Origin of the sequence: Pseudomonas sp. BIOMIG1BAC (assembly GCF_001705995.2) — a bacterium.
Lineage (GTDB): Bacteria > Pseudomonadota > Gammaproteobacteria > Pseudomonadales > Pseudomonadaceae > Aquipseudomonas > Aquipseudomonas sessilinigenes.
The window spans coordinates 4,807,066-4,829,831 of sequence record NZ_CP049045.1; the positions used below are offsets into that span (position 1 = coordinate 4,807,066).

Genomic DNA, 22,766 nt, shown 5'->3' on the forward strand with positions numbered 1-22,766 from the left:
GGAAAAACGCCGCACGCTCTAGACTCTAGCCATACCCGCCTAGCGAGAATCCCAATGAAAGATGATGACCTGCGAGCCGAGCGCGACGAACCGGAACGCTATCCGTCCCATTCACAAAAACGGCAGAAGAACCTGGTCCTGCAGATAGCCCTGGGGGTGTTCCTCGGTGGCCTGGCGCTATGGCTGGTGCAACTGGCAGCCACATCGCTGATGACCAAACTGATGCTGGGCAGCCTCACCTTCGGCGGCTGAGGCACATAAGGCGCGCCGCGTAAAAAATTATTCTTTTCACCCGCCGCCCTTGACTTCCCTTTTTGAATCAGTAAGATACGGCGCATTCCGCGATAGCTCAGTTGGTAGAGCAAGTGACTGTTAATCACTGGGTCCCTGGTTCGAGTCCAGGTCGTGGAGCCAGACAAGGTTCCAGAGAAGGCTTTCAAAATCTCTGAGACCCCCGAAAAACCCGCCTTCTGGCGGGTTTTTTCGTTTTGGCGTTCTGTCGGATTCCGGTGGATACCAGCCATTTTAAGGGTAGAGTTTGGGATAAAGGTCAGTTCGATAAAAGGGAGTACCCTTATGTCGCGCACTACTGCTCCACTCTCCGACGCCGCTTGCCGTTCGGCCAAGCCCACAGACCGCGCCTACAAGCTTTTCGACGGCGACGGCCTTTACCTTCTAGTCCAACCCAATGGCCGCAAAGGCTGGCGTCTCAGATACGTCAAACCTGATGGCCGGGAAGGACTGACCTCATTCGGCAACTACCCCATCGTTGGCCTCGCGGATGCGCGCCGCAAGCGCTTGGAGGTCAAGCGAATGCTGGCGGCTGGCATTGACCCTATAGGAGCCAAGAACCAAGCCAAGACGGACGCTCTGATCAAAGGCCGCACCTTTGAAAGCGTTGCCCTCGGCTGGCACACGGAAATGTCAGCCAAGTGGGCACCGGACTATTCCAAGACAGTGATGAGTCGCCTCAAAACTCACCTCTTCCCGCTGATCGGCGCCCGCGCCATTGTCGACCTTGATACCCACGACCTTATGCGGCCCCTGGACGCGATTAAGAAGCGCGGAACGATAGACATTGCTTTAAGGGTACAAAACTACCTGCAGAGCATCATGCGCGAGGCAAAGCGCCTCCGGCTTATCACCGTAAACCCTGCTTACGACCTCGTAGGCTCGATCAAAGCCTCGCGGGTCGTCCACCGCCCCGCCTTATCCTTATCGCGCTTGCCTGAATTGCAGGAACGGATCGACACCTATAAAGGCCGCGCACTTACCCGGCTGACGGTCTTGCTGTCGCTGCACGTGTTTGTACGCTCCAGCGAGCTGCGCTTCGCCCGCTGGAGCGAGTTCGACCTCAAACGTGGTGTCTGGGAAATACCCGACACGCGACCAGCGTTGGAAGGCGTACCCTTTTCCACAAGGGGTACGAAGATGGCAGGCGATATCCATCTTGTACCCTTATCGCCGCAAGCGATCGCCCTGCTCGAGCAGATCCACGCAATCACAGGCAAATTTGACTTGGTGTTCGCAGGCGATACCAAGTCTTGGAAACCAATGTCCGAAAACACGGTGAACAGCGCGCTTAGGAAGATGGGGTACGACACCAAATCCGAGATCTGTGGGCATGGGTTTCGTTCGATGGCCTGCAGCGCACTGATCGAGTCAAGTTTGTGGACGGACACAGCCATCGAGCGGCAGATGAGCCACAAGGAACGCAACAACGTCCGCGCCGCCTACATCCACAAGGCCGAGTTCATCGAGGAGCGCAGGCTGATCATGAACTGGTGGAGTCGCTACCTTGAGGCTAATCAGCAGAAGCATGTCAGCCCACGCGAATTCGCCAATCAGACGGGTGCGAATGTCACTCGCCTAAAAGCAAAACGTGGCGCAACTGAGTAAGCGCTCGGTCCTCATATCTCAGTGATCCGTTTGTCCACGCGGGTCCATCCAAACAGGGCTGCAAAGCCGCCCTGTTTGGATGGACCTCACTTAAAAAATCTAAAGCCCACGCAATTGTCTGTGGAAAACCACTGATTTCCATTAGTGGATAATTTCATCCACAGCCGCAGAACTCCCGAAAATTCGAGCCTTGACCCTAATTCTCCACAGGCGTAGAAAAGGTCGGGCAAAGCGCTGTCGTTGACAGCAACCCAGGTAGCCAGAACCTTTAAGGCTACGCCACACCGTGGTGGTTCTCCCAAAGTGCGATTAGCGTCCGGCGGCTCGCACGGTCACAGCGATGTGATGGATGCCTACTTTTACTAGTGTGCCCACTGCGGCAACTCATACCCCTTCATATCTGCCCTGCAGCAACTTATCCGCGTGGCCATTTCATTGCGCCAACCTGCGCCCGTCTCTTTCTCCCGGAAAGAGACGGGCGCACCTACCACTGCTGCAGCCCACCTCGTACCAGGCTTTGCGGCATTCCCCCTCGTGACAATCGGCGCGACAAACACCGATGTCACCAGCAACAGCGATGCCGATGATGGTGCCGCAGCCCAGGGAATGGACTGCACCTGACTGACAGTCAGGTATGCCCCGGTCGTCGCTTCACTGCCTTCACCTGACTCAGGATCTCGCGGCGATGGTCTCGTCAGCCAATGCAGCCTCCACCCGCCCACTTCCTCGGAAGTGTTCAGGAGGCCAGATCATGAGATGCCCAAGCTCCCGGTCGTAAAGAGCCGCCAGTCCCGCGTTAGTGGACAACCCTCACAGGTCGCAGGGGCCTTGATCCCTGATAACACTCAACATTCTTGGCGGGATGACGTGGGGGAAGGTTTTAAGAGTTTGGCTTCGAGAGGAATGTGATCATGGCGTTGGTAGGTAGACGGGATGGGCGCAATTTTGGCTATGGTCGGCAGCTGAGCTATGCCGGGCCGCAAGCGCTAAAAGATCTGTTTGGCGGCGGGCATTACGGCACGGTGATCGCTGGCAGGCGTTTGTGCGCTGGTGTCGGTCGGAGGATGGCCCGGGGTTTAACGATGCTCGGCAGATTGATCGGCAGACCTTGCTGGATTACGCGGCGCATCTGCGTCACCTGGTTGAGCGCAGCGATCTCGCCATCGCTACCGCACAAAATCGGCTGTCCAGCGTGAATCGGACCATGGCTGCGCTTCGCGGTGATCAATATGTGAAAGTGCCAAGTCCGAGCAAGGCTTTGGGAACACAGCGCATCACCGTGCGCACGACAAATCCTCAAGGCCAAGATCACGAACACGTGATGCGCATCGTCGAAGCGCTCCGCGAACAGCATCCGCGTGCCGCCGCCATCGCTCAATTGGCACGTGCCACTGGCATGCGTCTGCGAGAAGCGATTCTGGCCGACCTACCGCGACTCAAGCGTGAAGCCGAACACTACGACAAGATCAACATCCAGGACGGCACCAAAGGTGGCCGCGGCGGCGCAACCGCGCCTCGTTGGATCACGGTGGATGACCATATTCGCGAAGCGCTCAGGTACGCCGAACAGGTCTCTCCCGACGGTAGCCGCAACCTCCTGGCACCGAACGAGAGCTACCTTGATTTCCAACGGGAAATCGTCCGCCCCGCCCGAGATATCCTCCATACGCACAACCTCAAAGGCTTCCACGAACTGCGCGCGGCTTATGCGTGCGAACGCTATGAGCAGATCACCCATCACCTAGCGCCCATCAACGGTGGCAGGTGCAGGCGCCTCGATCCACGCCTTGATCGAGAGGCCCGCTTACAAATCAGCTATGAGCTGGGACACGGTCGAATCGACGTGGTATCGGCGTACATCGGTGGTCGGGTATGAATAAACCATTCGATATGGAGATCTTCTTGGCTGGGGCACTGACTGGCGCACATGCCACACGCGAACGTCACATCCGCCAGGCCAAGACTATTCAAGCAGCCATTTCTGAACGCTGGAGCCGAGATAATCCATGGACATGGCAAAGAAAGCATCTCGTTTGGTTTTTGAACCATCACATGAGCTCAAACTCGAAATCGACGCGCTACTACTACCTGCTGACCACAAGCCTGATCACTCTGCGCCTAGGAAAATCCTGGAATTTTCCACGTTAGCCGAATGCCAGCAACTGCGCGCTCTGTATCCCTCACCGGCAGATTGAGCCAGCCAACGACTTGACGGGGATTAGGGCGGACCTCTTGAGCCCCTGAACCTAACCTCTGTTGTTTGATAACCTCTATGTATTACTGATGGACTGAGGGTTGTAGCTCGAGGCTACAGGCTTCACCTGAGACGTAGAGGCTGAAGGCGGTGATAAACAGTAGTCTGGTGGCGAAGCTAAGGGCTGAGAATGCAAGATTGGTTGCCTTGCTGGATGCTCATGGCATCGAATGGCGCCCGCCTGCTGAGCCAGTCAAGATAGCGATTGTCCAAGCAGAACAATCACAGCAACTCGATACTGATGGAAAGCTTGCCCTATTCCGAAGCTTGTTTCGTGGTAGGACGGACGTTTATCCCACCCGCTGGGAAAGCAAGGCAGGCAAATCAGGATACGCACCCGCTTGCGCAAACGAATGGAGGCCTGGCGTTTGTGAGAAGCCCCGAATTAAATGTGGCGACTGCGGTAACCGCCAGCTGCTTCCGCTGACCGATGAGGTGGTCTATCGCCATCTGGCGGGCGAAGTGGTCGTTGGTATCTACCCCCTACTCTCTGATGACACTTGTTATTTTTTGGCGGTCGACTTCGATGAGGCCGAATGGCGTGATGATTCCAAAGCTTTTGTGCAGTCATGCCATGAGCTGAACGTCCCGGTGGCGCTGGAAATATCGCGCTCAGGCCAAGGGGCTCATGGCTGGATTTTCTTTGAGCGTAATGTTCCTGCCTGCGATGCGCGCCGCCTCGGTGCCGCAATCATCAGTCATGCCTGTGAGCGCACCCGCCAGTTGGCGCTCAGCTCCTATGATCGACTGTTTCCAAACCAGGACTATATGCCCAAAGGCGGCTTTGGAAATCTCATCGCGCTCCCTTTGCAAAAGCGGGCCAGGGCCCAAAACAATAGCGTTTTTGTAGACGACTCGCTTGAGCCTCATCCTGATCAATGGGCCTTCCTGGCATCGATTCAGCGCATGAGTCCAGAAGATATCCAGCCCGTTATTATCCAGGCGATGGGTAATCGGGACCCTCTAGGGGTCGCCTATGTCGATGACGAAGGTGATGCAGAACCTTGGAAAGATCGTGAATCGAGATCACGTAAATTGACATGCCCGTTGCCTGCTGCTGTCAACATCACGCTGGCTAACTTAATTTACTTTGAAAAGTCGGAATTGCCACAGCCATTGGCAAACCAGCTTGTCCGGCTCGCTGCCTTTCAAAATCCTGAGTTCTACAAAGCTCAGGCCATGCGCATGTCAGTGTGGAACAAGCCAAGGATTATCGGCTGTGCCCAGAACTTCCCCAAACATGTTGCGTTACCACGTGGCTGTTTGGATGCTGCGCTGGAGCTTTTAGGGGAAAACGGGGTTACCGCTATTCTTAAAGACGAACGCTTCGCGGGCGACCCCATCGACGTGAGTTTTCTCGGGACCCTGCGTTCTGACCAAGAGGCTGCTGTCAGCGCAATGCTAAGTCATGACACCGGTATCCTCTGCGCACCGACTGCTTTCGGTAAAACAGTGAGTGCTGCTGCGTTGATTGCCGCACGTGGCATTAACACGTTGGTGCTTGTGCATCGGACGGAACTGTTAAGGCAGTGGCAAGAGCGCTTGCAGGTGTTCTTGGGAGTCGGGAATGGTGTCGTTGGAACTCTTGGAGGCGGAAAAGCGAAGCTTACCGGCATCATCGACATTGCCGTAATGCAGTCGTTATCGCGAAAAGGCGAGATCAGCGATCAGGTAAAAAACTACGGCCAGATCATCGTTGATGAGTGTCATCACCTATCAGCAGTGTCATTCGAGGCACTACTGAGGAGCGCGACCGCGCGGTACGTGCTGGGACTCACGGCAACCCCAGTGCGCCGAGATGGGCAGCAGCCTATTATTTTCATGCAGTGCGGACCGATCCGACATTCTGCTGCTCGGCCAGCGAATGCGCCTCATGACCTATCTGTCGTGCCTCGATTGCTGTCCAAACCAATAGTGGTCCCCGACGGCTTTGGGATTCAGGACGTTTTTCGGCGTCTAGCCGACGACTCTGAGCGGACAGCCAAAATCGTCTCGGAGATTGAGCTGGCGTACAACGAGGGTAGAAAAATTCTAGTGCTAACGGAGCGGACGGAACATGTGGATGCCCTTGAATTAGAATTGAAGCAGCGTGTGCATAACCTTTTCACGCTTCATGGGCGAGTGCCTAAGAAACAGCGCCTTTCCCGTATGCATGAGCTTGAGTCCCTTCCCCCTGATGCTCCACGGGTGCTGTTGGCAACAGGAAAACTAGTAGGTGAAGGCTTCGATCACCCGCCGTTGGACACGCTGGTGCTGGCAATGCCCATCTCATGGAAGGGAATCCTTCAGCAATATGCGGGGCGGTTGCATCGATCGCATGCCGATAAGGCCGACGTGCGAGTGATCGACTTCGTTGACGAGGGTAATGTCGCGCTGCTGAGGATGTGGGATAAGCGCCAGGCGGGTTACAAAGCGATGGGCTACCGTATGGCTGATTCCATGGCCACCATGGACCTACTCTAACTCTAACGTGGTTGACAGTTGATCATCCTATTAAGTGAGACGTGGTTCGTAGGCCTGTTCCCGCCGTGCCGCTCGAAGAATTGCTAACTTGGAGGTAGCTATGTCCTCAATTGAGTTTTATGTGCCTGGTGATTATGACAGCCCTTTAACAGCCAGCGGTCGAGGTCGCACTATCGCAGCGTTTCATCTTGCGCAGGGTGACGTTGAGTTTTTGACCAAAGTTACTGAAATGCGTCGCGACGTACTTAATCGTCTCATGAGCCCTTCTGCCGTGAGCTATTGGATCGCTCAGAAATGGCTGGAGAAAGCCCATGATGTCGGGAGGATTCAGCTTCTTCGACTCACAGCTAAGGGTTTGGTCACATGTAAAAACAGTGTCAATGGCGGAGGAAATGTACCTACAACCGCAGCGCTGGTAGCTCGGTGGAGGGCCAATATGAAACGAGGCGGCGTATCCTCGTTCACGCTAGTTTCGTTTGATCCGATCCCTGACTGAGTAGCCGCTGAGCTTTGGCCAGGTGGCTTTGTTTGTCGAGGCACATACACGCATTCAAACCAGACTGACGACACAGCGTACTTATACAGAAGTCACATCGACCGGTTGAATCCACAGCCAAAGCAGTCACTCGGATGTGTTTTCCTCATCCATCACAGTATGGCCTGCGTACGCCACCTTCAGAAGCTTGCTGCCGCCGTGCTCATGGGGTATCGAAAGAACTCCAATAAAAATACGGGCTTGATTAGGATAATCGTAGGGATATGAATACTAAAAATCAGCATAATTTCATTGTAAAACAAATACTTATTTTTTTATTCGAGTCCAGGTCGTGGAGCCATCTTCCAGACTGTTTGCTAAACACCATAAAGGGCGCCCTGCTCTTTTTAGCAAACCAGCTCAAGCTATCTCCTTATCTGTTGTCCAATCCGTGCACCAAGCTGGGTGTGCGGATACGGGCTCTTGCCCAAAACCCACGCCTGCGTTCGACGGGTTGCTTTGCCGCAAAAGCCTGGCGTAGGCTGTGCGCCTCTTTTTCCGGTCAGTAAGACGATGATGTTCCTGTCAGCACAGTCACCGTGCAGCTCTCCCTCGATATCCTCTTCGGCCAAAGTGGTCGTTGCCCAGCATGACTGCGCGATCAATCGTCGACGCCGCAGCGTGCTGTTCGCCTTCACGTTTTCCCCTCCCCAGCACAGCCGCTGATCGCGACTGGCTGCGACTCCCAGCTGCAAACCGGCTCGCGCACGCTAGCGCAGGGTCAGGACAACCAGCGTCCCGGCCGCCAGCCGACCCTGAATCTGCCGGCCGGTAGCCACCGCCAGCGATCGAGCTAACCGCCCAGCAATTGCCTGCACGCCGGCCCGCGCCATGACGCAGCCGGTCTCTCTTATTTTTGGCGCCTGAATCTTCAGGTGCAGGTCCTGAGCCATGAACAAAGCTTTGTTAGCCGCCCTGATCCTGGGCATCTCCATCGTTGGCCTGAGCATTGGCTCCACGGTGCCGATCCTCGCCCTGTGCCTTTACCAGGCCGGTGCGTCCAACAACCAGATAGGCCTCATGTCAGCCCTGCCGGCAGCCGGCATGATGCTGTCGGCGTTCCTGGTCAATACGCTGTGCCAACGCTTCACCCGTCGCCAGATCTATCTGCTGTGCTTCAGCCTCTGCGCCCTGAGCGTCGCGGCCCTGGAGGTGCCTGGTACCGGCCTCTATAGCCTGGGCCTGGCCCGCATCAGCATGGGCCTGGGCGCCGGGCTGATCATCATTCTCGGCGAAACCTGGGTCAATGAAATGGCCGAAGATGCCACCCGCGGGCGACTGGTCGCGGTCTATACCACCTGCTTCACCTTCTTTCAGTTGCTGGGCCCGGGCCTGGTCTCCCTACTGGGCACCGAGGGACCGGCCGTGCTGGCCATCGTCAGCATCGGCTACGCCGTAGCGATTGCCGTGGTCTGGCTGATCCTGCCCCAGGAGGATGCGCCGAGCCCCCATGCCGAGAGCCGGACATTCTCCGTGCTGGGCTTCATTCGGATTGCCCCGGCGCTATGCGTGGGCATCCTGTTCTTCGCCTTCTTCGACAGCATGGTGCTGTCGCTGTTTCCGGTCTACGCCGCCGGCCATGGCTACAGCATCAAGCTTGCAGCACTGATGGTGACCATCATTCTGTTGGGCGACACGGCATTCCAGTTTCCCCTGGGCTGGCTCTCGGACAAGCTCGGACGTCCGGGCATCTACCTGGGCTGCGGCATCATCTCGCTGCTGATCGGTCTTGGCCTGCCGATGCTGATGCAAACCCCAGGCCTGCTATGGCCGAGCTTGGTGATCCTGGGTGCGGTGGCCGGCGGCATCTATACCCTGGCGATCGTACTGATCGGGGAATCCTTCAGCGGCCCGGACCTGGTCACCGCCAACGCCAGTGCCGGCCTGCTCTGGGGCATTGGCAGCCTGCTGGGACCACTGCTCAGTGGCGCAGCCATGAGCAGTGGTAGCTATGGCCTGCCACTGACCCTGTCGGCCGCCGCCGCCATCGTGGTGGTATTCGCCCTGTCCCTGGTGCGCCAGGGACAGTTCAAAGCCGCACAGTAACGCGCCGAAGCGCAAGACGCGGCCGCCGATCATTCACAGGCCGCGTCTTTGTCATTACCATCGCGCCCTTCAACCCGCCTTCATGGACACCTTGCGATGGACCGACCCCTGCGCCTCTTGCCCCTGTGCGGCATGCTCTTGTTATTGCCGCTACCCGCCCTGGCCAACCCAGCGATAGATTGCGCCGCCCTGGGCGAAAGCGCCTCCCAGGAAGCTGGCGACTACCGCCCTCCCCTGGAGGCCAAGGTTACCGGCACGGGCCGCCTGCACTTTCACAGCGCTCCGAACCCCGCCTGCGTAGACAAGAAACTCTTCGTGATCCCTGGCGATGGCCTGACGGTGTACGCCTCCACTGAGAACGGCTGGGCCCAGGTCATGTACATCGCCAAGGGTGGTGAAGACTACACCGGCTGGGTCGAGGAGCAGCGCCTGCAATTCGCCGGTCACTATGGGCGCGCTCAGCTGCCAGCCGAGGTCACGACCTTTCTGCAGCGCCATGAAGAATGCTTGCACTTCGCCGGAGAGGAGCCCTACGACGCCGAGCGCCGCGCGGAGCTGGAAAAAGCCACCAAGACCTGCATCGGCCTGGATCGCCAACTCGCCAGCTTGCGCGAGCAGTACAAAGACGACGCCGAGGTCATCCAGGCACTGGCCCCGCTGGAAAACCTGGAATAACCAGGCCCTGATGCAAAACCGGCGCCCCAAGGCGCCGGTTGCTTACGACAGCCACTCACGTCAGTGAGTCGCCTCTACGCTGCTCCTCGCATGGCTGGGTGTCGCGCCCTCTGCCTGCACATCGCCCACCAAGCCATCAGCCACCAAGGGCACCTCATTGCCCTCGGCATCGTGCAGCTTGCCACCACTGAAATAGTCTCCCTCACGCAGTACCGCGATGTCCTGGAAACGCAGGCTGCGCTCGGTACCGGCGACGAACACCGACTGCTGGTCGGAGTTGCCGGTGGTGAAATGGTTGAAGGCCAGGTTCAGCAGGATCGCCATGATCGCCGAGGAACTGATACCGGAATGGAAGATCGTCGCGAACCAACTGGGGAAATGATCGTAGAAGCTGGGTGCGGCAATCGGGATCATGCCGAAGCCGATGGAAGTGGCAACGATGATCAGGTTCATGTTGTTGCGATAGTCGACCTTGGACAAGGTGCGGATACCGCTGGCCGCCACGGTGCCGAACAATACGATCCCGGCCCCACCGAGCACGGAGGTCGGTACTGCGGCGATCACACGCCCCATGAATGGCAACAGGCCAAGGATCACCAGGAACAATCCGCCGGTGGCGACCACGAAGCGACTCTTGATTCCGGTAACCGCCACCAATCCGACGTTCTGGGCAAAGGCGCTTTGGGTAAAGGAACCGAAGATCGGCGCGATCATGCTCGATAGCATATCGGCCCGCAGGCCATTACCCAGGCGCTTGGAGTCGACCTTGGTATGGATGATCTCCCCCACTGCCAGGATGTCCGCGGAAGTCTCCACCAAGGTCACCATGACCACGATGCACATCGACAGGATCGCCGCGACATGGAAAGTCGGCATGCCGAAGTGGAACGGCGTGGGCAGGCCGAACATCGGCCCCTGGGCGACACCGGAGAAATCAGCCATGCCCAGGAATACGGCGATCACGGTACCGATGATCATGGCCAGCAGGATCGACAGCCGGGAAATCGCCGCACTGCCGATCTTGCTCAACATCAGCACCAGTACCAGGGTGACGGCGGCCAGGCCGATGTTCGACATGCTGCCGAAATCCGGCGACCGGCTGTTGCCGCCCATGGCCCAGCGCGCCGCCACGGGCATCAGCGTCAGGCCGATCGTGGTGATCACAATGCCAGTGACCAAGGGCGGGAAGAATTTGGTGATACGGGAAAACACCGGGGTGATCAACAAGCCGATCAACGACGCGGCGATCACCGCCCCCAGCACCGATTGAAAACCGCCTTCACCACCACTGGTGACGATCGCCACCATGGTTGACACACCCGCGAAGGACACGCCCTGTACCAGCGGCAGCCGGCAACCGAAGAACGGCACGCCAAGAGTCTGCAACAGAGTGGCCAGCCCTCCGGCAAACAGCGAGGCCGCGACCAGCAAACCGATCTCTGCCGAGGACAGGCCGGCTGCCTGGCCGACAATCAGAGGCACAGCGACGATACCGCCATACATGGTCAGAACATGCTGCAGGCCATAGGCCATGTTTGCGCCAACACCCAAATTTTCGTCTTCGGGCCGCTGCGGTGAAACCTGGGGCGTAGTCATGGTGTGGGGGCTTCCTGTTTTTGTTATGGACACACTGTATGCAACATCAAAGACAACTGTCCATATGATTGTATACAGTTTATCTGCCAAGTCCCGGGCCACTTTGGTGCATCCCTGCAAACTCGGAGCCGCCCGCGCTATCTGGATGCTCAGGCGAAAAAGCCGTTCCAGAGCCTCTGCCAAGTCCTGTACTCCATGGCCCCGCCCACCACGGCAGCGACACTTCGGAGCTTAAAAAAACATCATAAAAAAAGGCCGACTCGATGAACGAGTCGGCCCTTGCAAGAAAAGGTCCCAAGCAGCCTTGCGATCATCCGGCCTCGAGCAATTGCTGGAGCGTACGCTGCAGGTCGGGATGATCCGGCAAGCGCAAGGCGAACTCGTCCTGCAGTAGTCGCATGAACTCCCCGACGTCGGAGATCTGCCGCCGCTCGCTGGGTTGCCCCATCCGATGGATCGCATAGCTGGCGTTGTTCAGCGTATGGCGCACACCCGCTCCGATTCGCGCCACCTTCAACTGGCCGAGAAACGGCGAGTCCGGATGGGTCGAGACGTACCAGTTGCCCATTTCGTAGTCCACGTCCCCCTGCACCTGCAGGTCGAACACATACATCGCTCGCCATTCGTCCGCGACCTTGGCTCGCAGGGTATAGCTGCCCTCACGCTCGGTGATGCGATAAGGCTCATGGGGCGTTGCCTGTTCCTGCTCGGTGTCCAGCAACAGCGGCGCGGTGGGCACCATGCCGCCGAAACCGACATCGACGATATAGCGCTGGCCGTCCAGGTGCAGCAGCGTCAAGCGATGGCTACGGGCGGTGAGCTCATCCTCCGGCCCTCCCATCACCACCCGGCCGGTGATGCCCCGGACCTCATAGCCCAGGTACTGCAGCAGCACCAGGAAGACCTGGTTGAGCTCGTAACAGTAGCCTCCGCGCCCCTGGTGAAGGATCTTGCGTTCCACCGATGCCAGGTCGATAGGCACCGCCACCTGCAGCAACGTCGAAAGACTCTCGAAGGTGAACCGGCAGACATGACGCAGCTGCAGCTCCCGCAATGTCTCCAGGGTTGGCGGCGGCGGGCTGTCATACCCGAGGCGATGCAGGTAGAGATCGAAATTCATCTGGTTCGGCTGGCTCATGTACAAGTCCTTGAAATGAGTGTCGCGCCGGGCCCCGGCAATCCGCATACCGATCCATTCGAGCAACGCCAGGCCCTGGCATACCCGGCTGATGTATAAGCCAGAAAGCACGAGCCGCGACAATCGATTCGCCTGATATTTTTTATTGAATTGGCACTCGATTGGCTCTTGCCAAGAGGCAGCGACGATCCTGTAATGCCCCCCTCGCCTCGCTCTGGAGAAGCCGTGCCATGTACCCGCTGGAAGGCCCCCGCATCGTTCTGCGCCCCCTACAAGCCAGCGATGCCGATGCCCTGGTCGCTGCCGCCCGGGATGGCGAGCTATGGAACCTGCCCTTCACCGTGGTGCCCTCCCCGGACACCATCGACCGCTACCTGGCCGCCGCCCTCGATGGCCGCGCCAACGGCACCGTGCAGCCCTTCGTCACGTGTTTGCGATCCACCGGCGAGGTCATCGGCTGCACACGCTTCTGGAAGATCGATCAACACAATCGAAAACTGGAGATTGGCAGCACCTGGATTGCCAGTCGCTGGCAACGCAGCTTCGTCAATACCGAGGCCAAGTACCTGATGCTGTGCCATGCCTTCGAGAAGATGGCTTGCGTGCGAGTGCAGTTCACCACGGATGAAATCAACCACAAATCTCGCGCCGCGATCCTGCGCCTGGGCGCACAGCAAGAAGGCATAGTGCGCCATGAGCGCATCATGCCCGATGGCCGCAAACGCAATTCCGTGCGCTTCAGCATCATCGACGACGAGTGGCCCGAGGTGCGCCGGCACCTGGAGCAGCTGCTCGAACACACCTCCCATTGAGCAAGTCTTTGCCGACAAGGATGCAGTCATGTCCACCCCCGTTGTCTTTCGTCACGCACAAGTCGAGGACGCCCTGTGCATCAGCGGCCTGGCCACCCAGGTCTTCCTCGATACCTACGCCACCGACGGCATGCGCGCAGACCTGGCCGAGGAAGCCTTGAGCACCTATGCACCGCAGCAATTTCGCCAGCGCCTGGCAGATCCGCGCAAGGTCTTGCTACTGGCCGAGCGCGCAGGACACCTGCTGGGATTTGCCGAGCTCGGCGACAACATCCGGCCGCCGCTGGCACAACTCTCCCAGGGCATGGAACTGGTACGCCTGTATGTGCAGCGCCATGCTCATCGCCAGGGAATTGGCCAAGCCTTGCTAGATAGGGCCGAGAGCCTGGCACAAGCGCGCCAGGCCAGTTGCCTGTGGCTCACCGCCTGGGATGGCAATCATCCAGCGCTTGCCTTCTACCTGGCCCAGGGATACGACGCCGTCGGCACCACCCACTATGAATTCGGCGGCAACCGCTATGGCAATCAGGTGTTCTGCAAGACCTGGTAGTACTCAACGATCAGAACGCTGCAACTGCTCCGGCAGCGTTTCCATCGCTAACGCCGCCACCCGATTGCGCCCCGTGGCCTTGGCCTGGTACAGCGCTGCGTCCGCTCGCTCGATGAACACTTCGATGCTGTCGCGGCCACTGGGCACGAAGGAGTAGCAGCCCAGACTGACCGTCACGCAGCCGACCGGAGAACCGGAGTGGGTGATGTTGCGTGCCATGACGCTCTGGCGTACCTGCTCAGCCATGGCCAGCACGCCATGGATATCGGTATCGGGCAACAGCAGTGCGAACTCCTCGCCGCCATAGCGCACCGCCAGGTCGGCCTTGCGCTGGCAACACTGCTGCAGGGCCTGGGCCACCTGGCTCAGGCAATGGTCGCCCGCGACATGGCCGTAGGTATCGTTGTAGCTCTTGAAGAAGTCGATGTCGGCCATGATCAGCCCCAGCGGGCTGCCTTGCCGGGCACCGCGACTGAACTCGATCGCCAAGGAGCGCTCGAACAGCCGCCGGTTGGCCAGGCCGGTCAGGCTGTCATGGGTGGCGATCACCTCCAGCGCCTCCTGCGCCTCGCGCAGGTCAGCCTCGATCCGCTCGTTATTGCGCACCTGGTGCACGAACACCCAGCCGAACAAGCCGACGCCCAGCAACACCAGGGCCACGATGGCGCTGGACTGGTAGGCCGAGGAGTACCAGCCCTTGAGAATCGCATCCTTGGAGTTGGCCGCAGCCACCACCAACGGATAAGCCTGCAACTGGCGATAGCCATACAGGCGCGGTATGCCGTCCACGATCGAGGTGATCATGGCATTGCCGGCAGTGGCCTCAGGCAGGTACTTGCTGAAGATCTCACCACGGGCCAACGACGCCCCGACCTGGCGCTCCTCGAATGGCCGCCGCGCCAGGAGCGTACCGTCGGACAGGGCCAGGAACATTGTCCCCTGATCGTCGATATTGAAGCTTTTGAAGTACTGATCGAAATACGCCAGCTTGATGCCGGCCATCAGTACCCCCTGGAAATCCCCTTTCTGGTCGTTGATCCGCCGGGAAATCGGAATGATCCACTCGCCATTGGCACGGCTGCGAATCGCCGGGCTGATGTGTACCTGCAACGAGGCATTCTGCTGGTGGAAGCGAAAGTAATCGCGATCCGCTACCTCCTCGCCATGGGGCGAGTCGTTGAAAGAGCTGACCATCCACTGCCCCTGCTTGTCGTAGAGAAAGACCCCGCTGAGCTGGTTCAGGGCCAATACGCGCCGCGCGAAGATTTTCTGCAGGCGCAATCTCTGCTCTGGCCCCTCGCCCAGGGCTTCGATCCACTCGGAAAGGCTCATCAGTACCAGGTCGGCCTCCATGAAGGTGTCCTCGGCCTGCTGGGCCATGGCCTGGGTGAGGTTGATGGAGTTGACCTCGGCCTGGGCCAGGTCATGCCGCCAGGACTGTTCGAGCTGCAGATACAGCAAGCCGCACAGGCAGAGAAAGACCATGGCGATGAAGGCCACTGCCGCCTTGAGCAAAGGCAGGCGCTTCAGGGTGCCGCCGGGGGCATGATGTGCATCGTAAATGGGAACGGGCAAAAGGGTCGTCCTGACGGGAAAGGGCGTGATTTGCAACGCAAATCCCTTGTTGTTTTTCGCCGGCTCATCCGCCAGCGTCTGGCGCAGCATCAGCTCCATGCTTATTGGGCCCACTACTTTGGCAAGCAGGTCCATGGGCCGTTATCGGCTGCACGAGGCAATGCCTGAAGCATAGATCGCCGGTGCGGCAGAGTATTCGTCCATGACCTGAGAATTTCTCTCAACAATGATCAGGCCGGTGCGAACCATGGAAACCGCAACAGTGGCTCCGAGCCGATTTTCAGGTAGTACAGAGCACCTTGCAAAAGGCTTTTCCAGGGTTGCTGCATGCTGCCCACCGGGTATTCACAAAAACTTTTCAGGTGATCGTTACAGGCGTTTCCCCCTGGCACCCTTCAAAGATGCGCACCACACCCACTCGGCCTGATTTGCGACAATGCCCGGCATGACATTCCGGACCTGTGCAGCGCCCTCTGCCGAGCCGAGCCAGTTGCTGGCTACCGCCGCCAACGACGAAGCCCGCACGAGGATCTGGCTCCGGACCGGAGCGTGGGCAGCGCAACCTACGCCAGCCGCTCGAACGATGCTACGCACAGGCTGGCGTATCGAGAAAAACAGTCAAGAAGCCGCTACGCTGCTCGCCGGCATGCAGCACGCCTACGACGATACTTTCCGTACCATACCTAGCGCCGCTGGCGATCCTGGCAATCGATTACGCTGGCGTTGGTGATGATGTTCTTGCTGTCGGTATACAGAGTGATGCTGCAGAAATAATCCAGCACGGTCTGGTTCTCGTAATAACCGGTCTTGCGATAGACCGCCTCGCTGCTCACCGGCATCGCGCCAGCCACACCCTGGCCACCGACCCCAACCCATGTTTCGCGCTGGCCGACATATTCGCTGCCAGTCTGCACGAACACCTTGTCGGGCCCCAGATGGGTCTGCACCCGGTTCCAGGCATAGAAACCACCACTGCCATAGGACGAAGGCCCCATCCCCTGGTCGGGCTTGCCGAACAATTCGAAGGCTTTCTTGGCTGGCTGGCCAATCAGCCGTTGCGCGGCGATATTGATCTCATTGTCCTGGCTGCTGCTTTTACCAGGCACGGCGCAGGCCGTGAGAGCCAGAACGGCCATGGTCAGCGCGGCGAGCTTGATCGAAGGCATGACATTCACTCCTTGTGCATGTGGCGTAGGGAAAACCACGAAACTCTGGCTCAGCTGAAACACGGCGTCCATGCTAGCCAAGTGCCGCCAGCCCACATCGAGGATGGGCCCAATACCTTGCTCGCTGCCAGGACCATGGCTGGATAGCGGATTCGAGCCAATGGGAATCAATGGAGGTATCTTGTAGAACCGCTCAATACCCAGGAACCCCATGCTCAGTTCGCTCATCTCGAATGGTAAGCCTGCAACGTCTGATCGCTCGGACCTGATCGCACCTTGGTGGAGTTTCACGAAAACAGTTCTAGCGGCGACAGCCCTGTCACTGGTGCGTGATGGATTGCTGGAGCTGGACGCCCCTATTGCCGGTCACGCTTTCACCTTGCGCCAGCTACTGCGACATGAGGCCGGCCTCGCCGACTATGGCGAGCTGGTGGAGTATCACGCCGCTGTTGCCAACAATGAATCACCTTGGCCAGCAACTGAAATGATGCAACGCCTTGATGGTCTGCGACTTCGATATGCCCCCGGAACCCATTGGAGATACTCGAATGTTGGCTATCTGCTGATTGGCAGGTTGATTGAACGCATGACTGACCTGGAACTGGATGATGCCGTCACTCAACGCGCCCTGGCGCCTCTGGGGCTGTCGAATGTTCGGTTCGCCAAGACACCCGCAGACCTACAGGCAACGGCTTCGGGGAGCACATCGAACTATGACCCCGCCTGGGTTTATCACGGCCTGCTGGTCGGCCCGATTTCGCAAGCGGCGCTCTTCTTGGATCGCTTGCTTTGCGAGTACCTTTTCTCCGCGGATCTGCTTAAGGAAATGCAGGCCACTCGAACACTCGGCGGTCCGATTCCAGGGCGACCATGGATCGAGCCTGGCTATGGCCTGGGGGTTATGCAGGGTTCGATTGAAGGCGGCTTTTCCCTTAGTGGGCACACAGGCTGCGGACCTGGCAGCGTGATCGCGGTCTATCGAGTCCGCGATGGCGCCACATCGGCCTGCTGTGCGGCCTTTGCAACAGGCACCAGCGAAGGCGCGGTAGAAACCTTCGTGGCTGGACAGCTGATACAAGCCCTGGGGCAAGCTTGCTGAATCGTTCATCCCTGCACCCTACCCACTTGAGCGCGCACCAGGGCTGGGCCATCTGTTTTCGGGCGAAGCTGCGGCTCTCTTGGTAAACTTGCCGTCCATTTCGTTTGATGCGGACCTGAGCCGTGCAGCTCGCAGCCCATCTGCCAGCTTTCCTGCCCAGAAAGTCGCCCTATCGAAAGTGCTACATGCCAGTTCCTTAGGTGGTGTGTCGTACCACCAACACCTAAAGAACACCTGAAAACGCCCCAGAACACGCCTTAAACACGTAGAGCAAAATGGTCCAGAATTCAGCTACAACCCCAGTAAACTCAAGCCCTACGCTGTCTCGGCGGTTTAGCGTTGCGCCGATGATGGATCGGACACACTAAATTAAAAAATTCTTATAATTCAGCGTGTTAGTGACAGCCTAGTCTTTGCTGTAGCAAAAATTAAGCAGATAGAAGGGATAACCGGCAACCCGGTGTTTTTTGATCTAAGTCCGTACGATCCAGTCAACTCCGGATCGATGTTCGGGGCTCGGGAGGAATGCCAGGCATGCGCTGGCCAAGGATTTGTTAACAGACTCGGCTCACGCGAGCCGCAATAGGCACATTGTTCCTACAATGCAATAGGAACAATGTGCCTATTTCTACTTTCTGGAAACAACTCCCTTCACATAGTCCTGGCACGCCGCCAGGGCAATCAATCCCTGGTCGCCGTCTCCGGCGATGGCGACAATTCGTTGAGCAGCCGCTGGGTCAAGTTCGGCTCGCGTGCCTCCATGAACCAGGCCGACGGTGCCGGTGGCGGCTGGCACCCCACAGCTACCACTCTGGGTGGCGTTGAGTAGGGCTGACAGCCGCAATTCAGTAGTAGCAAGCTTGTCACGCAGGCGAACGTGATTCGATTGAGCATCGCGCAATTCCTTGTAGTGGGTTTCGTCATCCGCCTGCAGGCGATCCTCCAGCGCACGACGGGCGTCTTGCTGCTCGCCCTGCCAGTGGATCACCGCCGTGGCGGCCTGCTCGCGGTCCGTGCTGTACGCCTCGGCTTGCTCGGCCAGGGCCTGGCCGTAGGCGTTGGCCTGCCAAGACCAGGCAGCCCAGCCGCCCAGGGCGAGCCCCAGCACCAGGGCCAGGGCTGGCAACAACCAGCCCGGGGCCTTCACGCCAGCACCTTAAGGGCACGCTCATACAGCGCCTGGCGATCCGCCAGGCCGTTGGTGCCACCGTTGATACGTTTGGTGATCGTGAGAAAGTCGCCCTTGTCGGCCAGGGTGTTCAGGCCGGCCTTCTGCCAGAACCAGCCCGCCGACAGGGCGGCATAGACCGGGTTTTCCAGCAGCTCAGGGGTATTGAGCAGTCGCGAGTCGCCAAACAGCGCTTCGCTGCACGCCACATAATTGGCCCGGCCGGTAACTTGAATCAGCCCCCTGCCCCGGTACTTCTGGCCGTCACCGTCCGCCTCGGGAGTGTTGCCCAGGCGCACGGCCAGGGTGCCGGTGTCGTACTTGCTCAGGTACTGGTCGTTGCCCAGCTCGCGCACGTACTGCAACTGCCCCGATTCATGGCCGATCTGCGCCAGGAACGCCGCCATGCGCAGGCGAGTGACGATTGCGTATTTGCTCATGGTCGCGTTGAGGGCAGGAACAAAAACGCCCGCTTGGCGGCGGGCGTTGGGAAGGATCTGCAGCAATTGCTGTTCTGTAATAGGCATGAAAGAACCTCTATGTGAGAAAAGAAAACGCCCCGTCAATACGGGGCGTCTATTGGGTTTGCTCAGCGATCCAGGGCGGCGGCGCTGGCCGGTGATCGGCATCAGGAAAGGCCTTTGATTGAGGCCAGTCCCGCAGGGCTTGAATGTATGCCAGCAGCTCCTTGAACTGCTCAACGCTCAGCGTAGGAGTCCCGTTCACTTCGAGCTGATCTCGATGCCGCTCACGCAACCACAACACGCCGGCAAACTCGCCATCCCGCCAGGCACGTTCGACGGTCTGCCGATCAGGGAGAGCATCTACGAGATAAGGTAAACCTTTTTCGTCATGCTCTCGTATCTTGCCAGGTGGCGGATTTCCAATAACTTTCAAATACAACTCCTCAGATATCTCAACGGCATCGGTTGGTATATCTGAATGTATCCCCTTTAAATACGTGGTCTGAGTTGTTTGGCTATAGAGTCGATTTTTACTGGCCATTTTAGTTACCTATTGCCGCCCACATCTGGATGCCTGCTGCAGATGCAGACGCTGAAACAAGACTGAATCCCGCAGTCGTTGGAACTGTTACACCAACAGCGGAGAGAGTGCTCGGAGTACCCGCAACAACTGCATCTACTGCAAGTGCGATAAATCCATTGTTTGGAAACGCGACTGGAAACGCCACATTGCCGAATTGCGATCCTGCAAGATCAGATCTCCCCCACTGAATGACCAGACCGCCGAGCCAGCTGGGCAGCGCGATATAGCCATTGATGGCGAGACTGGCTGAAAACCCCCATCGTAACTTTTTAGAAGTTACAAAAGCCGCGTCATCGACACCCGCATTTACGTCTGCAATAGCCGCTACACGCGCCGTACCACGACCGACCTCTGTAGCCTGCGCCACCGCTGTCGCATCAGCCTTTGATGCAGGATTGAAGTTGCCAGATGTCCAAATTACCCCAGCGTCAGACTCATCTATCGTTATCCGCACGCCCTCAAGCGAGTAGCCAATTTTTATGGTATTGGGGAGCTGACCAACGCCGCCACCTTGCTGCACAGGGACGAACCCAAGGCGGGGCTGGAGAAAATACATCCCCATATCCGACTCGCGCAGCATATAGGGGAGGTTCGGGTTATTGTTCTGAAACCCAGCACTAACAATTGAATCCCGGGAAAGCTTACTCGTAAGAAGATTATCAACTTGCACGCTTGTATAAGCATTATTGATTGGCGGTTGCAGGAGCTGAGTGCAACACGGTCATTGAATTGAAACTGGAGCATCATGCCGCATAGCCATGGCCTTCTGCATCACCTCGTCCATAACTTCGATTGGGCATTTGAAGTCGAAGCGCTTACGCGGTCGCATGTTCAGTTGCAGCGCAATGGCGTCCAGCTCCTCCTGGCTATGTACCGACAGGTCTGTGCCCTTGGGCAAGTACTGGCGAATCAGGCCGTTGATGTTTTCGTTGCTGCCGCGCTGCCAGGGGCTGTGCGGGTCGCAGAAGTAGATCGCCACGCCGGTTCTTTGGGTGATCTCGGCGTGTCGCGCCATCTCCCGGCCCTGGTCGTAAGTCATGCTCTTGCGCATCTCCAGCGGCATGCTATTGAGCGCGGCGCTGAAGCCTTCCAGCGCCGAAGTCGCCGTCGCGTCGTTCATCTTCACCAACATCAGGTACCCACTGGTGCGTTCCACCAGCGTACCGACGGACGAGGCGTTGGCCTTACCCTTGATGAGGTCGCCTTCCCAATGCCCCGGCATCAGCCTGTCTTCAATCTCCGGCGGGCGCACATGAATACTGACCATCTCGGGGATCTGGCCGCGCCGATCCACGCCACCAGAGCGCGGCCGGCGCGTCGTCTTGCCTTGGCGCAGACAGATGATCAGCTCCTTACGCAGCTCACCCACTGGCAGGGCATAGATCGCGTTGTAGATCGTCTCGCGACAGACGTAGGCATCTCTGAGGCTAGGTATGTTCATGTGGCGCAGCTTGCCGGCAATCTGTTCGGGAGACAAACGCTCACGCAGCATATGAACCACCAGTTCGAAGCGCTCGCTCCCCGGCAGCAGCTTTCGGCTCGGTCGACAGACTTGGCGGCGGGCCTTCATCTGCTCCTGGGCCGCGCGGGCCGAGTAGCTGCCACAGACATCTCGATTGCGGCGCAGCTCTCGACTGATGGTCGAAGGAGACCTATTGATCAGGCGAGCAATCCTGCGCAGGCTGAAGCCCTGGGCGTGGCCGATTTGGATGGTGGCGCGTTCTTCAACGCTGAGTTCGGTATATGACATAGGGGCAGCACCGTACCGGAAAGGTCAGGTGTTGCACTCAGTTTTTGCCGCCGCCATTCCATAACCGCTTAGCGTAGTTGCCTTGTTTGCTTTTTTATCCGGATCGAAACTATTTGCGTCCCATATTCTATAGCCGTTCCAGCACAAAACTCCATTTGACTCCATAGCTAAAGAACCAGCCACTACACTGGACCAGTGGAATCCAAGGCGCGGCGAATACTCAAATCCTTTTTGTGCAGCTCCAACTAACTGCGCTTCGCGTATTTCAATTGGTACAGTTGAATAGTCACTGCCGGGGGTTGATGCATAAAGCCGTGGTACTTGATCCGTAGTACCCGTGCGCAAAGCATTAGTGATTCCGTACTCAGCAAGTGTCGTCGGGTTGCTGCCAGCAGTCACGCGCCCCAGGGCATCGACAATCACTCGGCGGTATTCGCCGGCAACCACACCCGTTTTCCCCAGCACCTGAGCGAAGTTAAGCGCCGTTGTGCCCAAGACGGGCGCGGCAGTGTTCGTCAACTGCCACACGGACGAAGAATTTACTGTACCGGCCTGCACGCCGATCAGATGGCCAGGTGTGCATTCTGCGCTGTCGTCTGCGTCCTGTGCTCGTGTCCAGGCGCCCGCGCTCACAACGTAGATCCAGTTTTGCGCGGCGTTGGCTTGGTTCTTCACCAGCACCCGCGCCCCCGCGATCAGAGCCACGCCATCGATTGTCTGTAAGCCACTCAGTGCGACAGGACCGGTAGTCGCAACAAGTGCTGACCGCTTGAAGTCCGAAGCAGCAATCGTCAATACAGCGGACGTCAACTGACTAACATTCGATTCGCTCGGAACCATGCCGGCGGCCTTGATCACGTTCAGAACCTCTTGCGTGATCGCATCGCCCCAGGCGGCTGGAATCAGTGAGCCGATCTGTCCAGTCGTTGGGTTTTCGTCAACAAAATGCCCGTCAACCAGGCCCACGCCTGGAATGCTTTTTGGATAGTCCAT

The 22,766-nt window shown here is 58.2% G+C and carries 20 protein-coding genes, 1 tRNA gene and 2 pseudogenes; 12 read left to right on the forward strand and 11 right to left on the reverse strand.

Translation table 11 applies throughout. The features are described from left to right. Positions 1 to 54 precede the first annotated feature (54 nt). The 7 genes and pseudogenes from ATY02_RS22340 to ATY02_RS22375 all read left to right on the forward strand — a co-directional run bounded on the left by ATY02_RS22340 (position 55) and on the right by ATY02_RS22375 (position 7,112). On the forward strand, positions 55 to 252 hold the full coding sequence (locus tag ATY02_RS22340) for a hypothetical protein (protein WP_068576808.1): 198 nt from the start codon (positions 55 to 57) through the stop codon (positions 250 to 252). An 86-nt stretch (positions 253 to 338) separates the two neighbouring features. Continuing rightward, a tRNA-Asn gene (locus tag ATY02_RS22345) sits at positions 339 to 414 on the forward strand. Positions 415 to 576: 162 nt separating this feature from the next. Continuing rightward, the gene (locus tag ATY02_RS22350; protein ID WP_068576811.1) at positions 577 to 1,899 is read left to right on the forward strand and encodes a tyrosine-type recombinase/integrase; all 1,323 of its coding nucleotides are present in this window, start codon (positions 577 to 579) and stop codon (positions 1,897 to 1,899) included. A gap of 911 nt (positions 1,900 to 2,810) precedes the next feature. Continuing rightward, a pseudogene (locus ATY02_RS22360) lies at positions 2,811 to 3,775 on the forward strand (integrase domain-containing protein). Then, positions 3,772 to 4,047, forward strand: a complete 276-nt coding sequence (locus ATY02_RS22365) for a hypothetical protein (protein ID WP_083235917.1) — start codon at positions 3,772 to 3,774, stop codon at positions 4,045 to 4,047. Before ATY02_RS22360 ends, ATY02_RS22365 begins: the two are co-directional and overlap by 4 nt. A gap of 196 nt (positions 4,048 to 4,243) precedes the next feature. Continuing rightward, a complete protein-coding gene (locus tag ATY02_RS22370) occupies positions 4,244 to 6,616 on the forward strand; it encodes a TOTE conflict system archaeo-eukaryotic primase domain-containing protein (RefSeq protein ID WP_068589221.1) in 2,373 nt (790 codons plus the stop codon). Positions 6,617 to 6,716: 100 nt separating this feature from the next. Continuing rightward, positions 6,717 to 7,112, forward strand: a complete 396-nt coding sequence (locus ATY02_RS22375) for a hypothetical protein (protein ID WP_139273532.1) — start codon at positions 6,717 to 6,719, stop codon at positions 7,110 to 7,112. Between the two features lie 749 nt (positions 7,113 to 7,861). On the opposite strand, the gene ATY02_RS22380 is transcribed toward ATY02_RS22375, so the two are convergent. After that, positions 7,862 to 8,044 carry a hypothetical protein gene (locus ATY02_RS22380; RefSeq protein ID WP_068589224.1) on the reverse strand — a complete coding sequence of 61 codons (183 nt, stop codon included), beginning with the start codon at positions 8,042 to 8,044 and terminating at the stop codon, positions 7,862 to 7,864. Between ATY02_RS22380 and ATY02_RS22385 the strand changes: the two genes are divergently transcribed. Both ATY02_RS22385 and ATY02_RS22390 read left to right on the forward strand, forming a co-directional pair. Next, on the forward strand, positions 8,043 to 9,197 hold the full coding sequence (locus tag ATY02_RS22385; protein ID WP_068589227.1) for an MFS transporter: 1,155 nt from the start codon (positions 8,043 to 8,045) through the stop codon (positions 9,195 to 9,197). The genes ATY02_RS22380 and ATY02_RS22385 overlap by 2 nt on opposite strands. Before the next feature lie 96 nt (positions 9,198 to 9,293). Continuing rightward, positions 9,294 to 9,872, forward strand: a complete 579-nt coding sequence (locus ATY02_RS22390; RefSeq protein WP_068589231.1) for a hypothetical protein — start codon at positions 9,294 to 9,296, stop codon at positions 9,870 to 9,872. Between the two features lie 60 nt (positions 9,873 to 9,932). Here the strand turns inward: ATY02_RS22390 and ATY02_RS22395 are convergent, their stop codons facing one another. Both ATY02_RS22395 and ATY02_RS22400 read right to left on the reverse strand, forming a co-directional pair. Next, a complete protein-coding gene (locus tag ATY02_RS22395; RefSeq protein ID WP_068589234.1) occupies positions 9,933 to 11,468 on the reverse strand; it encodes a nucleobase:cation symporter-2 family protein in 1,536 nt (511 codons plus the stop codon). Between the two features lie 310 nt (positions 11,469 to 11,778). Beyond that, positions 11,779 to 12,606, reverse strand: coding sequence for an arylamine N-acetyltransferase family protein (locus ATY02_RS22400; protein WP_068589254.1), 828 nt, complete (start codon positions 12,604 to 12,606; stop codon positions 11,779 to 11,781). Positions 12,607 to 12,836: 230 nt separating this feature from the next. Between ATY02_RS22400 and ATY02_RS22405 the strand changes: the two genes are divergently transcribed. Continuing rightward, positions 12,837 to 13,418, forward strand: coding sequence for a GNAT family N-acetyltransferase (locus tag ATY02_RS22405; RefSeq protein ID WP_068589237.1), 582 nt, complete (start codon positions 12,837 to 12,839; stop codon positions 13,416 to 13,418). Positions 13,419 to 13,446: 28 nt separating this feature from the next. Continuing rightward, positions 13,447 to 13,968: a GNAT family N-acetyltransferase gene (locus ATY02_RS22410; protein WP_068589240.1), complete on the forward strand. Its 522-nt coding sequence runs from the start codon at positions 13,447 to 13,449 to the stop codon at positions 13,966 to 13,968. A 3-nt stretch (positions 13,969 to 13,971) separates the two neighbouring features. Here the strand turns inward: ATY02_RS22410 and ATY02_RS22415 are convergent, their stop codons facing one another. Further along, the gene (locus ATY02_RS22415; protein WP_068589257.1) at positions 13,972 to 15,543 is read right to left on the reverse strand and encodes a GGDEF domain-containing protein; all 1,572 of its coding nucleotides are present in this window, start codon (positions 15,541 to 15,543) and stop codon (positions 13,972 to 13,974) included. Positions 15,544 to 16,226: 683 nt separating this feature from the next. Continuing rightward, on the reverse strand, positions 16,227 to 16,709 hold the full coding sequence (locus ATY02_RS22420; protein ID WP_068589243.1) for a hypothetical protein: 483 nt from the start codon (positions 16,707 to 16,709) through the stop codon (positions 16,227 to 16,229). A 211-nt stretch (positions 16,710 to 16,920) separates the two neighbouring features. Here ATY02_RS22420 and ATY02_RS22425 point away from each other — a divergent pair, with 211 nt between their 5' ends. Next, on the forward strand, positions 16,921 to 17,808 hold the full coding sequence (locus tag ATY02_RS22425) for a serine hydrolase domain-containing protein (protein ID WP_068589246.1): 888 nt from the start codon (positions 16,921 to 16,923) through the stop codon (positions 17,806 to 17,808). Between the two features lie 628 nt (positions 17,809 to 18,436). Here ATY02_RS22425 and ATY02_RS22435 read toward each other — a convergent pair. From ATY02_RS22435 to ATY02_RS22460, 6 genes and pseudogenes are all read right to left on the reverse strand, one after another. Further along, the gene (locus tag ATY02_RS22435; RefSeq protein ID WP_068589250.1) at positions 18,437 to 18,955 is read right to left on the reverse strand and encodes a lysis system i-spanin subunit Rz; all 519 of its coding nucleotides are present in this window, start codon (positions 18,953 to 18,955) and stop codon (positions 18,437 to 18,439) included. Further along, positions 18,952 to 19,503: a glycoside hydrolase family 19 protein gene (locus ATY02_RS22440; protein ID WP_068589253.1), complete on the reverse strand. Its 552-nt coding sequence runs from the start codon at positions 19,501 to 19,503 to the stop codon at positions 18,952 to 18,954. Before ATY02_RS22440 ends, ATY02_RS22435 begins: the two co-directional genes overlap by 4 nt. Before the next feature lie 49 nt (positions 19,504 to 19,552). Then, positions 19,553 to 19,981, reverse strand: a complete 429-nt coding sequence (locus ATY02_RS22445; RefSeq protein ID WP_164823705.1) for a phage tail assembly chaperone — start codon at positions 19,979 to 19,981, stop codon at positions 19,553 to 19,555. A 1-nt stretch (position 19,982) separates the two neighbouring features. Then, positions 19,983 to 20,693: a hypothetical protein gene (locus ATY02_RS22450; protein ID WP_164823706.1), complete on the reverse strand. Its 711-nt coding sequence runs from the start codon at positions 20,691 to 20,693 to the stop codon at positions 19,983 to 19,985. Between the two features lie 51 nt (positions 20,694 to 20,744). Further along, positions 20,745 to 21,773, reverse strand: coding sequence for an IS30-like element ISPsp8 family transposase (locus ATY02_RS22455; RefSeq protein ID WP_058182715.1), 1,029 nt, complete (start codon positions 21,771 to 21,773; stop codon positions 20,745 to 20,747). 324 nt (positions 21,774 to 22,097) lie between these two features. After that, a pseudogene (locus ATY02_RS22460) lies at positions 22,098 to 22,766 on the reverse strand (phage tail protein); the annotation flags it as partial.

Coding starts and splice junctions, on each gene's coding strand:
- ATY02_RS22410 (WP_068589240.1), top strand. CDS start 13,447: ATGTCCACCCCCGTTGTCTTTCGTCACGCACAAGTCGAGGACGCCCTG.
- ATY02_RS22390 (WP_068589231.1), top strand. CDS start 9,294: ATGGACCGACCCCTGCGCCTCTTGCCCCTGTGCGGCATGCTCTTGTTA.
- ATY02_RS22365 (WP_083235917.1), top strand. CDS start 3,772: ATGAATAAACCATTCGATATGGAGATCTTCTTGGCTGGGGCACTGACT.
- ATY02_RS22455 (WP_058182715.1), bottom strand. CDS start 21,773: ATGTCATATACCGAACTCAGCGTTGAAGAACGCGCCACCATCCAAATC.
- ATY02_RS22350 (WP_068576811.1), top strand. CDS start 577: ATGTCGCGCACTACTGCTCCACTCTCCGACGCCGCTTGCCGTTCGGCC.
- ATY02_RS22395 (WP_068589234.1), bottom strand. CDS start 11,468: ATGACTACGCCCCAGGTTTCACCGCAGCGGCCCGAAGACGAAAATTTG.
- ATY02_RS22375 (WP_139273532.1), top strand. CDS start 6,717: ATGTCCTCAATTGAGTTTTATGTGCCTGGTGATTATGACAGCCCTTTA.
- ATY02_RS22340 (WP_068576808.1), top strand. CDS start 55: ATGAAAGATGATGACCTGCGAGCCGAGCGCGACGAACCGGAACGCTAT.
- ATY02_RS22420 (WP_068589243.1), bottom strand. CDS start 16,709: ATGCCTTCGATCAAGCTCGCCGCGCTGACCATGGCCGTTCTGGCTCTC.
- ATY02_RS22405 (WP_068589237.1), top strand. CDS start 12,837: ATGTACCCGCTGGAAGGCCCCCGCATCGTTCTGCGCCCCCTACAAGCC.
- ATY02_RS22425 (WP_068589246.1), top strand. CDS start 16,921: ATGCTCAGTTCGCTCATCTCGAATGGTAAGCCTGCAACGTCTGATCGC.
- ATY02_RS22385 (WP_068589227.1), top strand. CDS start 8,043: ATGAACAAAGCTTTGTTAGCCGCCCTGATCCTGGGCATCTCCATCGTT.
- ATY02_RS22440 (WP_068589253.1), bottom strand. CDS start 19,503: ATGCCTATTACAGAACAGCAATTGCTGCAGATCCTTCCCAACGCCCGC.
- ATY02_RS22400 (WP_068589254.1), bottom strand. CDS start 12,606: ATGAGCCAGCCGAACCAGATGAATTTCGATCTCTACCTGCATCGCCTC.
- ATY02_RS22380 (WP_068589224.1), bottom strand. CDS start 8,044: ATGGCTCAGGACCTGCACCTGAAGATTCAGGCGCCAAAAATAAGAGAG.
- ATY02_RS22445 (WP_164823705.1), bottom strand. CDS start 19,981: ATGGCCAGTAAAAATCGACTCTATAGCCAAACAACTCAGACCACGTAT.